Source organism: Devosia limi DSM 17137 (genome assembly GCF_900128975.1).
Taxonomy (GTDB): Bacteria; Pseudomonadota; Alphaproteobacteria; order Rhizobiales; family Devosiaceae; genus Devosia; species Devosia limi.
In genome coordinates, this window is record NZ_FQVC01000001.1 from 196,924 (window position 1) to 210,615 (window position 13,692).

The 13,692-nt window shown below is 63.2% G+C and carries 9 protein-coding genes; all 9 read left to right on the forward strand.

Annotated elements, in window-relative coordinates; all coding sequences use genetic code 11:
* Positions 1 to 236 precede the first annotated feature (236 nt).
* On the forward strand, positions 237 to 2,309 hold the full coding sequence (locus BUA69_RS00905) for an ATP-dependent helicase (protein ID WP_046136662.1): 2,073 nt from the start codon (positions 237 to 239) through the stop codon (positions 2,307 to 2,309).
* A 237-nt stretch (positions 2,310 to 2,546) separates the two neighbouring features.
* Positions 2,547 to 3,521: a class 1 fructose-bisphosphatase gene (locus BUA69_RS00910; RefSeq protein WP_052950723.1), complete on the forward strand. Its 975-nt coding sequence runs from the start codon at positions 2,547 to 2,549 to the stop codon at positions 3,519 to 3,521.
* A 134-nt stretch (positions 3,522 to 3,655) separates the two neighbouring features.
* On the forward strand, positions 3,656 to 4,918 hold the full coding sequence (locus BUA69_RS00915; protein WP_082093956.1) for an AGE family epimerase/isomerase: 1,263 nt from the start codon (positions 3,656 to 3,658) through the stop codon (positions 4,916 to 4,918).
* 193 nt (positions 4,919 to 5,111) lie between these two features.
* On the forward strand, positions 5,112 to 5,897 hold the full coding sequence (locus tag BUA69_RS00920) for an SDR family oxidoreductase (RefSeq protein ID WP_046136661.1): 786 nt from the start codon (positions 5,112 to 5,114) through the stop codon (positions 5,895 to 5,897).
* A 381-nt stretch (positions 5,898 to 6,278) separates the two neighbouring features.
* Positions 6,279 to 7,157 carry a carboxylating nicotinate-nucleotide diphosphorylase gene (nadC, locus tag BUA69_RS00925; protein ID WP_046136227.1) on the forward strand — a complete coding sequence of 293 codons (879 nt, stop codon included), beginning with the start codon at positions 6,279 to 6,281 and terminating at the stop codon, positions 7,155 to 7,157.
* A 2-nt stretch (positions 7,158 to 7,159) separates the two neighbouring features.
* Entirely contained in the window at positions 7,160 to 7,984 is an 825-nt protein-coding gene (gene cysQ, locus BUA69_RS00930) for a 3'(2'),5'-bisphosphate nucleotidase CysQ (protein ID WP_052950669.1), read from the forward strand.
* Between the two features lie 121 nt (positions 7,985 to 8,105).
* Positions 8,106 to 8,657 (forward strand): PadR family transcriptional regulator, encoded by a 552-nt coding sequence (locus tag BUA69_RS00935; protein ID WP_046136228.1) that lies wholly within the window; start codon positions 8,106 to 8,108, stop codon positions 8,655 to 8,657.
* 16 nt (positions 8,658 to 8,673) lie between these two features.
* Positions 8,674 to 9,924: an efflux RND transporter periplasmic adaptor subunit gene (locus BUA69_RS00940; RefSeq protein WP_052950670.1), complete on the forward strand. Its 1,251-nt coding sequence runs from the start codon at positions 8,674 to 8,676 to the stop codon at positions 9,922 to 9,924.
* A gap of 5 nt (positions 9,925 to 9,929) precedes the next feature.
* Positions 9,930 to 13,265, forward strand: coding sequence for an efflux RND transporter permease subunit (locus BUA69_RS00945; RefSeq protein ID WP_052950671.1), 3,336 nt, complete (start codon positions 9,930 to 9,932; stop codon positions 13,263 to 13,265).
* Positions 13,266 to 13,692: the final 427 nt, after the last annotated feature.

The following is a 13,692-nucleotide window of genomic DNA, read 5'->3' on the forward strand; positions in this document are numbered from 1 at the left end:
GGGGCAAGCCCGTGGACAGCCAAGCTCCGCCACTGAGTCATTCCCGCGCAGGCGGGAATCCATTCTTCCCTTCGTGGCTCCCAAGAATGGATTCCCGCCTGCGCGGGAATGACCCGGTGAGGGGATGACTGCATCTCAGCCGGCTCACCCCACAGCCCCCAGCCCCACGCCCCTCTCCATTGCGAACAAAACAAGAAACGTGCTCCCTTAAGCCCTGCTCCAAGGAAATCGATTCGTTGCTCGCCAATCTCGCCTATCTCGACAAGCTCAATCCTGAACAGCGCCGCGCGGTCGAGCATGGCGTTGGTGTCGGCGCGGCCACCGGACCTCTGCTGGTCATTGCCGGGGCGGGATCGGGCAAGACCAATACGCTGGCGCATCGCGTGGCCCACCTGATCGTCAATGGCGCCGATCCGCGCCGCATCCTGCTGATGACGTTTTCGCGCCGCGCCGCCAGCGAGATGAGTCGGCGGGTGGAGCGCATCGCCGCCCAGGTCATGGGCACCAGTTCGGGCGCGGTGACCGATGCGCTGGCCTGGGCCGGCACCTTTCACGGCATTGGCGCGCGACTGCTGCGCGAGCATTCCAGCCAGATCGGGCTGGATCCGGCCTTCACCATCCATGATCGCGAAGACTCTGCCGACCTGATGAACCTTGTCCGACACGAGCTGGGGCTGTCGGATGCCAAGAGCCGCTTTCCCACCAAGGGCACCTGCCTCGCCATCTATTCGCGCGTCGTCAATGCGCAGGGCGATCTGGATGAGGTGCTCAAAACTGTCTTCCCCTGGTGCGCCATGTGGGGCGACCAGCTGCGCGGGCTGTTCTCGGCCTATGTCGAGGCCAAGCAGCGCCAGAACGTGCTCGATTACGATGACCTGCTGCTCTATTGGGCCGGCATGATGGCCAATCCGGCCATGGCAGCCGAAGTCGCCGGGCGCTTCGATCATGTGCTGGTCGATGAATATCAGGACACCAACCGCCTGCAGTCCTCGGTGTTGTTGGCGCTGAAGCCCGAGGGGCGCGGCCTCACCGTGGTCGGCGACGATGCGCAGTCGATCTATTCGTTCCGCGCTGCCACCGTTCGCAACATTCTCGACTTCCCCGTGGCGTTCACCCCGCCGGCCGATATCATCACGCTCGACCGCAATTATCGCTCCACCCAGCCGATCCTGTCGGCCGCCAATGCGGTGATCGAGCTGGCGACCGAGCGCTTTACCAAGAACCTGTGGACCGAACGCCAATCCAATGCCAAGCCGCAATTGGTCACTGTCCGCGACGAGACTGACCAGGCTCGTTACGTGGTCGAACGCGTGCTGGAGACCCGCGAGGGCGGCACCCCGCTCAAGTCGCAGGCCGTGCTGTTCCGTACTTCCAGCCATTCCGGCCCGCTCGAAATCGAGCTGACCCGCCGCAACATTCCCTTCGTCAAATTCGGCGGCCTCAAGTTCCTCGATGCGGCCCATATCAAGGACCTGCTGGCGCTGCTGCGCTGGGCAGAAAATCCACGCGACCGGGTCGCTGGTTTCCGCGTGCTGCAATTGCTGCCCGGCGTCGGCCCGGCTTCATCTGGCAAGGTGCTGGAAGCGATGCTGGATGCGCCCGACCCGCTGCGGGTTTTTGTCGATACGCCACCACCACCGCGCGCTGCCGAAGGCTGGAAGGATTTGCAGGAGCTGATGTTGCGCCTGGGCCAGCGCCAGGCCGGCTGGCCGGTGGAACTGGGCTATGCGCGGCACTGGTATGAGCCGCTGATGGAGCACACCTATGAGGACGCCCTGGTTCGCCAGGCCGACATTCTCCAGCTCGAACAGATCGCCGGCGGCTATCCCAGCCGCGAGAAATTCCTCACCGAGCTCACCCTCGATCCACCTGACGCCACCAGCGACCAGTCCGGCGTGCCGCTGCTCGATGAGGATTATCTGATCCTCTCCACCATCCACTCCGCCAAGGGGCAGGAATGGAAAGCCGTGCACGTGCTCAATGTGGTCGATGGCTGCATTCCGTCCGACCTGGGCACCGGCTCCACCCATGAGCTCGAAGAAGAGCGGCGCCTGCTTTACGTCGCGATGACCCGCGCCCGCGACGACCTGCACGTCATTGTGCCGCAGCGTTTCTTCGTCACCCAGCAAAGCCAGCATGGCGACCGCCACATCTATGCCCAACGCAGCCGCTTCATCCCGCGCGCGCTGGTGCCATTGTTCGACGATATCCTGTGGCCCGCCGTCACCCCCGCCTCGATTACCGGAATCGCCCCCGCGCCCGTGCGCATCGATATCTCGGCACAGATGCGCGGCATGTGGAGCAAGTGAGGGGTGTTCTGCCCAAACCTCCCTCCAGCCCCCAATCCTACCTCCCCACCGATGCTGCCCGCGGGCTTGACCCGTGGGCCATCATCAGCCCGGCACGCGTTGTCAGTGGCCCCCGGATCAAGTCCGGGGGCAGCGCGGCGGGTGAGAGGGATGAAACACCCCCTACTTCGAAAGTCGACCTTGCCTTGACCGTCTTGATGGCGACACTGGCACCTCCCTTTCCAGCATGAGCGTTCCATGACCACGACCCTCGCCCAATGGCTCGACGCCGCCGTCACCCAGCAGGGCGTGGCCCCCAAACTGGCCGGCTCGATCGCTACCGTTGCCGCCGCCTGCGTGGAAATTGCCGCTGTGCTGCGCGTCGCCCCGATTGCCGGGCAGACCGGGCTGGCTGGCGCCACCAATGTGCAGGGCGAGGCTCAAAAAGAGCTCGACGTCATTTCAAACGACATATTCATCAAGCACTTGCGCCAAAACACCGACATTTCGATTCTGGTGTCCGAGGAGCTGGATGAAGCCCTTCACATGCAGAATCAGGGCGCCTATGCCATTGCCTGCGATCCGCTGGACGGCTCTTCGAACCTCGATGTAAACGTCACTGTCGGCACGATCTTTTCGGTATTGGCCGTCGACCCCGCAAATCCCGAACTGCTGCAGGCCGGCACCCGCCAGCTCGCTGCCGGCTATGCCGCCTATGGGCCTTCGACCAGCCTGGTGCTGAGCTTTGGCAAGTCCGTGTCCGTGTTCACGCTCGATGCCAATGGCGTCTTCGTGCTCTCGGCCGACGCCGTCCGCGTCCCCGCCGCCAGTGGAGAATATGCCATCAACACCGCCCGCGAGCGCTTCTGGGATGCGGCCACACGCGCCTATGTCGCCGAGAATGTCGCGGGCGAAACCGGCCCTGCCGGCAAGCGCTACAACATGCGCTGGATCGGTTCGATGGTTGGCGACATCCACCGCATCCTGATGCGCGGCGGCATCTTCATGTATCCGCTCGATAGCGAGACCGCGGCCAAGGGCGGGCGCCTGCGCCTGCTCTATGAAGCCAATCCGATGGGTTTGATCATCGAAGCCGCCGGCGGCGCCGCCACCACCGGTCGTGGCCGCATCCTCGAGGTGCCGCCCCAAGATATCCACCAGCGCATTCCAGTGATCCTGGGCTCGGCCGACGAAGTCGCCCGCGTCGAAGCGCATTACCGCGCCCAAGGCTGAGAGTTTTCCCCAGCGGGCGTTTTCCACGTCCCGCAAACCATTCTCGCCACGCCAAATTGCAACGTTGCGACAAGCCGATTATAGAGGTTCCCGAATACGAGTGACCGGCGCCGGTGCGCTGGTTGGGAGCCAATATGACCGACGCCACGCTGACCCTGCCCGCCACCAATTCCGCCCCCTGGACGGCCCGCCCGTTCCATCAGCAATTCCTGATGCGGCAGGCCAATCGGCTGTTCGATTTCTTTCAGCGCGCCTCGATCAATCCGGCGGGCGGCTTCTACGATCTCGATGACGCCGGCCATCCGATCGAGACGGTCAACAGCATCCGCCAGATCCATTCCACCACCCGCATGGTGCATTGCTTTGCCATTGGCAGCCTGATCGGGCGCCCCGGCTCCGACGAGATCGTCGACCACGGCATGCGCTATATCTGGGACAAGCACCGCGACACCAGGCATGGCGGCTATATCTGGTCGCTGGACGATCATGGCCCGCGCGATGACACCAAGCAGGCCTATGGCCATGCCTTCGTGCTGCTCGCTGCCTCCAGCGCCAAGCTGGCCGGCCATCCGCTGGCCGATGCGATGCTGGCCGATATTACCGAAGTGATCAACAAGCGCTTCTGGGACGACAAGGTCGGCGCGGTGCGCGAGGAGTTCGCCAATAACTGGTCGAGCATCGGCAATTATCGCGGCCAGAATTCCAACATGCATCTGACAGAAGCGCTGATGGCCGCCTATGAGGCCACCGGCGACAAGGCCTATCTGACCAAGGCCGAGCGCATTGCCGAACTGATCATCGGCAAGCATGCCGCGAGCCTGGACTACCGGGTGGCCGAGCATTTCGACGAGAACTGGGTGCTCGACAAGGCCTATCTGGGCTCCGAGATGTTCCGCCCGGCCGGTACCACGCCGGGTCATTGGCTGGAATGGTCGCGCCTTTTGGTCCAGCTGTGGGTGCTGGGCGACAAGCGCCTGTCCTGGTTGACAGATTCCGCCCGCCAGCTGTTCCGCCAGTCGATCGATCTGGGCTGGGACAAGGTGCATGGCGGCTTCTTCTATACGCTCGACTGGGACAACAAGCCGGTAATGCGCGAAAAGCTCTGGTGGCCGGTCAGCGAAGCCATCGGCGCCGCCGCGTTCCTCTGCGCCTATGATCGCGACCCGTATTTCCAGGTCTGGTACCGCCGCCTCTGGGACTTTGCCGCCAACCACGTCATCGATTACGAACAGGGCGGCTGGCGCGCCGAGCTGCAGGAAGACCTCACCCCCGGCTCGCGCCTGTTCACCGGCAAGCCCGATATCTACCACGCGCTGCAGGCCAGCCTGATCCCGCTCTATCCCCCCATCGGCAGCCTCACCCACGCGATCATCCAGACCGATCACAAGAAGCACTAAGGGGTTTGGGAGGCTGTGGGACCGGCTCCTCGCCCCCCTCCTCCCGCATCCCAGTGCCCCCACGGGGTCACTCCCGCGCAGGCGGGAATGCCCCCCTGAATTGGGAAACGCGTCGTTTCGCCCGGCGCGTCCCATCACCAATCACGGCACCTTTCCCCGTCCTCATGCGTTTCCGTCAAAATGGAGACGCATGATGGATGAACTCAAGGGCAAGGTGGCGCTGGTGACGGGCGCCGGATCGGGGATTGGCAAGGCGGCGGCGCTGCACCTTGCGGCGGCAGGTGCCGTGGTCGGGGTGCTCAGCCGCACCGCCAGCGAGATCAACGAGACCGCCGCCGAAATCGCGGCCGCGGGTGGCACGGCACTGGCGCTTACCGCTGATATTTCCGATGACGCGGCCATGCGCACGGCCATCGAGGCCTTGATCTCCAGACACAAGCGGCTCGACATCGTCGTTGCCAATGCGGGCATCAATGGTGTCTGGGCGCCTATTGAAAGTCTCAGGCCGGCGGAGTGGGACCAGACCATTGCGATCAACCTGCGTGGCACTTACCTGACCATCCACCACGCCGTGCCGCATCTGATCGCGGCGGGCGGCGGCTCGATTGTGGTCATCTCATCGATCAACGGCACCCGCACTTTCACCTCGGCTGGTGCCAGCGCCTATTCGGTCACCAAGGCCGGACAGCTGGCCCTGGTGCAGCAGCTGGCGCTGGAACTGGGCGAGCATCGTATCCGCATCAACGCCATCTGCCCGGGCGCCATCGAAACCCAGATCGATGAGAACACCGTCAAGCGCGACACCCACGAGGCTGATGTTCCAGTGGAATTCCCCGAGGGCGATATCCCGCTGACCGGCGGCAAACCCGGCAAGGCCAGCGATGTCGCCGACGCCGTGCTGTTCCTCGCGTCCGATGCCTCAAGGCATATAACGGGTAGTCCGTTGTGGATCGATGGTGGGCAGAGCCTGTTGCGGTAGGCTGTCGAGGGCGACGTGCGTGCGCCTGTCCCCACCCACGTACGCCCCACCTCCCGCCATCCCACCGGGTCATTCCCGCGCAGGCGGGAATCCATTCTTGTTTCGGTGGCGAAGGTACGAATGGATTCCCGCCTGCGCGGGAATGACTCCGTGGTTGAGCGGGGATGTGCGGCGGTTGGGAGTGAAGGCGTGGCGCGATACCCTCACGCAATACCCTCACATAATCGCCCTCCCACACCCCCCTCACCCACCACCCCCTCTTCCGCGCAAACATTTGCTCCATTTTCCACGCCAGCGGGATCAGTTCACCTCCGTGGCTTCCCGGTGTTGCCAGCACCACGGTCCGGGCGTACATGACCGGCACTGCAACGAGAGCCAGCCATGCCGCATTCCCTGCGCCTGCCCGCCCAATTGCCCCGCCTTCTGGTGGATCGCGCCGTCGCTGCGGCGCTGGAGGAAGATCTCGGCCTTGCCGGGGATCTGACCAGCCAGGCCACCCTGTCGCCCAAGGCCATGGCCACTGCGACGATCTCGGCGCGCGAACCCGGCATCATTGCCGGGCTGGATCTCGCCGCAGCCGCGTTCCGTCTGGTCGGTGATGGCGTGAGCTTCACCCCGCAGCTGCACGATGGCGATGGGGTTGCGGTCGGCGGCATCGTCGCCACGGTTACCGGCCCGGCGCGCCTTGTCATGTCGGCCGAGCGCGTCGCGCTCAATTTCCTCAACCACCTCAGTGGCATCGCCACGTTGACCCGCATCTATGCCGACGCCGTCGCCGGCACCGGCGCGCAGATCTGCGATACCCGCAAGACCACGCCGGGCCTGCGGGCCTTCCAGAAATATGCCGTGCGCTGCGGCGGTGGGGCCAATCATCGCTACAGCCTCGATGATGCGATCCTGATCAAGGACAACCATATCGCCGTCGCCGGTAGCGTCACCGCTGCCTATCAGGCTGCTGAAGCTTTTGCCGGCCATCTCGTCGCCATCGAGATCGAGGTCGCCAGCCTCGCCGAACTGGAGGAAGCGCTGGCCGCGGGTGCCCGCATCATCCTGCTCGACAATATGGACAATGACACGCTGCGTCAGGCTGTGACGATCAATGCCGGTCGGGCGCGTCTTGAAGCCTCGGGCCGGGTTCACCTCGAGCGGGTGCGCTCGATTGGCGAAACCGGCGTCAACTACATCTCCACCAGCCAGATCACCATGGCGGCCAAGCCGCTGGATCTGGGGCTGGATGTCGAGATCGGACGCCAGGACTGACCATGCATGCCGCTCCTGCCGCCACGCAAAGCCTGACCGAACTGTCGCTCGCTGCCGCGATTGCCGCCGCCCGCGTCATCAACGAGGTCTATGGCCGTCCCATCGCCGCCACCCAAAAGGCCGATGGCTCGCCGGTGACCGAGGCTGATGCGGCTGCCGAAGCGATCATTCTTGAGCACCTTCGGCCGACCGGCATTCCGGTGCTGGCCGAAGAAAGCGCCGCCGCCGGCATCATACCCTTATTGGGTGAGCGCTATTTCGTCGTCGACCCGCTGGATGGCACCAAGGAATTCATCAAGCGCAATGGCGAGTTCACGGTCAACATTGCGCTGATCGAGCATGGCGTTCCGGTGATGGGCGTCGTGCTGGCCCCTGCAACAGGCGAGACCTTTATCGGCGATGCCGACGGGGCCTTTGCCTGCAATACGCTGACCGGCTTTGCCGATGGCAAGGCACCGATTTCCGTAGCGCGCGCTCACCCCTTGCGCATTGTCGCCAGCCGCTCGCATGGACATGTGGCGCTGGCCGAACTCTGCTCGACCCTGGACGTCGCCGCCGATGTATCTGTCGGCTCTTCGTTGAAGTTTTGCCTGCTGGCGCGGGGCGATGCGCAGCTTTACCCGCGGTTTACCCCCACTTGCGAGTGGGACACCGCGGCCGGACAAGCCGTGCTAGAAGCCGCTGGCGGTGCCGTAGTCACGCTCGATGGTGAGCGGCTACGGTATGGCAAGACCGACCTCGCCTTTCTCAACCCGTATTTCGTTGCGGCATCGAGCCTGGAACTGGCGCGGCAGGCCGCCTCGGAGATGACGAGGATCCTGGGCTAAGGCAACCAGGCCTTAACTGATTTGATCGAGCAGTCAGAGCGAAATGCTTGCGACATGCCCGGCGGGCATATATAGAGCCGGCATATGTCCGTCCAGCATATGGACGCCGGAGCCCCGCCATATGAATGTAAGAACCCTTTGCCTCTCGATCCTCTATGAGGGCGAGGCGACCGGATATGAAATCCGCCGCCTCTGCGTGGAAGGTGAATGCGCCTATTTCATTGAGGCCAGCTTCGGCTCGATCTATCCGGCTCTGGCCAGGCTTGAGGACGATGGTCTCGTGGAAAGCCGCGTCGCCCAGCAGGATGGCAAGCCGGCCAAGAAGATCTACTCGATTACCGAAGCGGGGCGCGCAACGTTCACCGAGGCCTTGCTCGAACCACTGGATGACGAAGTCTACCGGAGTCCGTTTCTGCTGTTTGCCCGTTTCGCGCACATCCTGCCCGTCGACGTGGTGGAAGCGCGCTGCAACGAGTACCTACAGCGGCGGATCGAGGAAAAAAAGAAGCTGGACGAGGCCCTCGCCGAGCATGGCGGCAATGCCGCAGACACATGGGTCATAAATTACGGACGTGCAATTATGGATATTGCGGAGCAACACCTGCGCTCCCATATGCATGAGCTGATCACTTTAGCGCGAGCGGAGCCGGCCAAGAAGGTCGCGGCCGAATAAGGGGCGATATACTTTTATGCGTGCACTATTTTCTTACGGCGTGGCTCTGGTTATTCTCGTGGTCGCAGGGGCTTGGTTTGCCACTGGCTCGCTCGTCATAGGCGGCAATGGTCCCGGCAATGGCGAAAAGCCGCTCATTGCAGTTATTGAGGGCAAGGAACATGGCCCCATCGCCACGACGATGGAGAATGCCGGTGTCATGGCCCAGCACGAGACCACCCACGCGGTTGATCCTCACCTGACCATTGCCCAGCGCAATGCGGCAGGCGCGGATGCGGCCACCAAAGCCCAATCCGTTCGCACTTCGACCTATGTCGCCAAGCCGATGCCGATTGAAGTCCAGCTGCGCGGTCGAACCCAGGCCAAGGCATCTGTCGGTGCCGTTGCCGAAACCCCCGGCATTGTCGACACCGTCCACGTGACCAAGGGGCAGAAGGTTGCGATTGGCGACCTGCTCTGCACACTCGACCAAGGCACCCGCGCCGCGGCCGTGGCCCAGGCGGAAGCTGGCATCGCGCAGGCCAACGCCTCGCTCGATCAGGCCCAGGCCGATTACGACACGAATGCAGAACTGCGTGACAAGGGCCTCGCCGCTCCCAATACCGCGCGTAGCGTCGAAGTTGCGCTGACCGTGGCCAAGGCCGGTGTCACCACCGCTCAGGCGGCGCTGGACAATGCCCAGGCCGAACTCGACCGCACCGAAATCCATGCCAAGGTGGCTGGTGTCGTACAGGACCCATTGGTGACCGCTGGCGCCATGCTGGCTCAGGGGCAGCCCTGCGCCACCATCGTCCAGCTCGACCCGATGATCTTTATCGGCCAGGTCCCGGAAGCGCGCATTCAGCTCGCCAAACTTGGGCTCGAAGCCAAGATCAGCACCATTACCGGCCAGGAATCGGCCGGCAAGGTGACCTTCATTTCCTCGACAGCCGATGCGGCTACCCGTTCGTTCCCGATCGAGATCGAACTGCCGAACCCCGATGGCAGCATCCGTGACGGCATGACGGCCACTGCTACGGTCAATATGGGTGCGGCCCCGGCGCATCTGGTGCCGCAATCTGTGCTGACGCTCAACGATGACGGCGTGCTGGGGGTCAGCACCGTGGTCGATGGCGCCGTGAAATTCCTCCCCGTGACTATTGCCAGCGACACGCGCGAAGGCGTCTGGGTGCTGGGTCTGCCACTGTCCGTCGATGTCATCACCGTTGGTCAGGAATATGTCGTTGACGGTCAGACCGTCGCAGCCACCAACGTAACAGTGAGCTAATCGCCATGCTGGACCTGATCGAACGCATCCTCAGGATGCCGCGCGTTGTTCTGACCATCATGGCGATCCTTCTGGGTGCCGGCTTTATGGCCTACAACACCCTGCCCAAGGAAAGCTTTCCGGCCATCGACATCCCGTACTTCTACATCTCGGTCTCCCAGACCGGGGTGTCACCGCGCGATGCCGAGCAATTGCTGGCCAAGCCTATCGAAGACCGCATCAAGGAAATCGACGGGCTGGAGAACTATTCATCGACCGCGACCACCGGCCACGCATCGGTGTTCCTCGAATTCAACGTGAATGCCGACAAGGACCGCGCGCTTTCCGATATTCGCGCGAAGATGGACGGCATCTCCTCCGAGCTGCCTGACGACGCGAAAGAACCCATCGTGTCGGAAATCTCCTTTACCGACATTCCCACCATCTCGGTTGCCGTCTATGGCACCGTGCCGGAGCGTGAGCTGGTCAAGCGCGCCAAGGATCTCAAGGAAGAGCTTGAGGCCATGGGCAACGTGCAGAGCGTGACCCTTTCGGGTTCGCGCGACGAAGTGCTTGAGGTCACCATCGATCTCAACCGCCTGGAAGCCTATGACCTGACGGCCGCACAGCTGTTCGACGCGCTGGCCAAGAACAACATGGTTGTTCCCGGCGGCACCCTTGATAGCGGCCAGGGCTCGTTCAACGTTGAAGTGCCCGGCCTGATCAAGAACGCCGCCGACGTCTATTCGCTGCCGCTCAAGACCTCGGGCGACACCGTGGTGACCTTCGGCGACGTCGCCAATATCACCCGCACCTTCGAAGACGCCACCTCCTATGCCCATGTGAACGGCCAGCCGGCCATCACCCTGGGCGTGGTCAAGAAGCTGGGCACCAACGTCATCACCGTCTCCGATGACGTGCGCGCCACCACCGAAGCCTTCACCGCCGATTGGCCGCAGGGCATCGAAACCAGCTTCCTGATCGATCAGGCTGACTCGACCAAGTCGCTGTTCCGCTCCCTGGAAGCAGCCGTGCTGACCGCCGTCGCGCTGGTGCTGATCACCTGTATCGCGACGCTGGGCGTGCGCCCCGCCATCATGATCGGCATGTCGATCCCGATTTCGTTCATGATCGCGTTCCTTGTCGTGCAGATGATGGGCATGACCATCAACATGATGATCATGTTCGGCCTCGTGCTGGCGGTGGGTGTGCTGGTCGATGACCCGATCGTGGTCGTGGAATATGCCGAGCGCAAACTGATGGAAGGCGTGCCCAAGAAGGAGGCCTTCATCATGGCCGCCCGCAAGATGTTCGTGCCGGTGGTTGCGGCCACCTTCACGACGCTGGGCGCGTTCATCCCCCTGCTGTTCTGGCCGGGCATTATCGGCAAGTTCATGAGCTATCTGCCGATCATCGTGATCGTGGTGATGTGCGCCTCGCTCGTCTCCGCTCTCATCTTCATGCCGATCATCGGCGCCTTCATTGCCTCGACCCATGTGGACCCCAAGGCCAAGGAAGCCGCAGATATCGTCATGTATGCCGACAAGTTCGATCCCAAGAAGGTCGGCGGCGTCACCGGCATGTATGTCCGCACGATGGAGCACCTGCTGCATCAACCGATACCGACCCTGGCGGTCGGCTTCGGCCTCGTTTTCCTGATGTTCTGGGCCTATATCGCCAACCCGACCGGCACCGAGGCCTTCCCGGCCTCCGAGCCCGAGTTCGGCAAGGTCAACGTCATTACCCGCGGCAATTACTCGCCGATCGAAATCCGCGACATGCTCGTTGAGGTCGAGAACGAGATTCTGCAGGTCAACGGCATCCAGGACGTCATCATGAGCTTCGGCGGTGGCGGCGATACCCTGAGCGCCGGTGGCCCTCCGGACACGATCGGTTCGTTCAACCTGCAGCTCATGCCCTATAATGACCGCGTCAAGGCTGCGCAGATCTTTCAGGACATCCGCGAACGCGTTGCCCATATCTCGGGCCTTGAGGTGCAGATTGCTGCCCAGGAAGACGGCCCCCCGGCCGGCAAGGCAATCAATCTGCGCGTCGAAGGCACGGTCTATGAGGATATCGCCCCCGCCGTCGCCAAGCTGCGGGACTATATCGAAAATGACCTGGGTCAGACCATCGACGTCGAAGACGGCCGCCCTGCCCCCGGCATCGATTGGCAGATCACGATCGATCGCGAAGCTGCGGCCAAATACGGCATCGGCGTGCGGGAGCTCAGCCCCTATGTCCAGCTGGTCACATCGGGCGTCAAGCTCGGCAGCTACCGTCCCGATGACGGTGGCGACGAACTCGATATCCGTGTCCGCCTGCCCGAAGCCGAGCGCACCTTCGATGCTCTCGACTCGCTGCGGATCGTGACGGCTCAGGGGCTGGTGCCGGTATCGAACTTCATCGAACGGACTGCCGTGCCCAAGGTTGCCAACATCGCCCGCCGCAATGGCGTCTATTCGATGGCCGTGGCTGCCAATCTCGAACCGGACGTCGCTTCCGATGCCAAGATCGAGCAGATCAAATCCTGGCAGGCCGAACAGGAATGGCCGGCCAGCGTCAAGATCGTCTATGGCGGCGCGGCCGAGCAGGTCGACGATACCAACGCCTTCATCTTCTCGGCCCTGTTCGCGGCCCTGGCCCTGATCGCGATGATCCTGCTGATCGAATATAACAGCTTCTACCAGGTGGTCGTCACTCTGATGACCGTGGTGATGTCGCTTGCCGGCGTGATGCTGGGCATGGTGGTTACCGGGATGAGTTTCTCGGCGATCATGACGGGCCTGGGTATCGTGGCGCTGGCCGGCATCGTGGTGAAGAACGGCATCGTGCTGATCGACACCTATAACCACTACCATCGCGACGAACATGTCGAGCCGATCAAGGCCATGCTGATCACCATCAGCCAGCGTGTCCGGCCGGTCCTGCTCACCGCCACGGTGACGGCGCTCGGCGTTATCCCGATGGCGCTGAATGTCGAGTTCGACTTCATCCGCCGCGAGATCGTCATGGGCGGCATTGCCGGTTCGTGGTTCATCCACCTGTCGGCGGCGCTGGTGTCGGGCCTGTTCGTGTCCACCGCCCTGACCCTGGTCATGGTGCCGGTCATGGTCACGGCCCCGACCGTGGTCTGGCGCCAGATCAAGTGGCTGGGCGGCAAGATCGGGCTGTCCTCGATCCGCAACCCCTTCCGCCGTGGCCACGCTATGGCCGCCCCGGCCGGCTTCGATGGCATGGCCGTCGAAATCCCCGACGATGCCGATGGCTCCAAGCGCTACATCGTCAGCCCGGATGCCGGGCTGGTGGAGAAGGAAAAGAACGGCGTCACCGTCGTCAGCCGCCCCGAAGCCGCCGAGTAGGCGGTTCGAACGAACCAAAGGCCCGCAGCGATGCGGGCCTTTTTTGTTGGGGGTTTGGTAAGGGACCAATCCCGCGAGATCCCTGTCCCCATCCCTGCCCGGACCAGCCTCTGCCTGAGCCACCCCAATCCCAACCAACCCAACCGCCCTCGCCGCCTTGCGTCCCCTCCCCCTCGAGGGGGAGGGTCAGGGTGGGGGTGCTGCGGTCGGACACCTCGGCGTCATTGTGTGCCACATCTAGCGCCGTCGACCTCTTCGCCCCCACGAAGTCATTCCCGCGCAGGCGGGAATCCACTCTTGCTCTGGCGCAAGAAGAACGAATGGATTCCCGCCTGCGCGGGAATGACCCGGTGATAGGCTACGGAGACAACAGTTGGAGATGGCAAGCGCCCGGACCAGCCTCTGCCTGAGCCCCCATCCCAATCCC

Coding starts and splice junctions, on each gene's coding strand:
- BUA69_RS00910 (WP_052950723.1), top strand. CDS start 2,547: ATGACCACGACCCTCGCCCAATGGCTCGACGCCGCCGTCACCCAGCAG.
- BUA69_RS00915 (WP_082093956.1), top strand. CDS start 3,656: ATGACCGACGCCACGCTGACCCTGCCCGCCACCAATTCCGCCCCCTGG.
- BUA69_RS00945 (WP_052950671.1), top strand. CDS start 9,930: ATGCTGGACCTGATCGAACGCATCCTCAGGATGCCGCGCGTTGTTCTG.
- BUA69_RS00940 (WP_052950670.1), top strand. CDS start 8,674: ATGCGTGCACTATTTTCTTACGGCGTGGCTCTGGTTATTCTCGTGGTC.
- BUA69_RS00920 (WP_046136661.1), top strand. CDS start 5,112: ATGGATGAACTCAAGGGCAAGGTGGCGCTGGTGACGGGCGCCGGATCG.
- nadC (WP_046136227.1), top strand. CDS start 6,279: ATGCCGCATTCCCTGCGCCTGCCCGCCCAATTGCCCCGCCTTCTGGTG.
- BUA69_RS00935 (WP_046136228.1), top strand. CDS start 8,106: ATGAATGTAAGAACCCTTTGCCTCTCGATCCTCTATGAGGGCGAGGCG.
- cysQ (WP_052950669.1), top strand. CDS start 7,160: ATGCATGCCGCTCCTGCCGCCACGCAAAGCCTGACCGAACTGTCGCTC.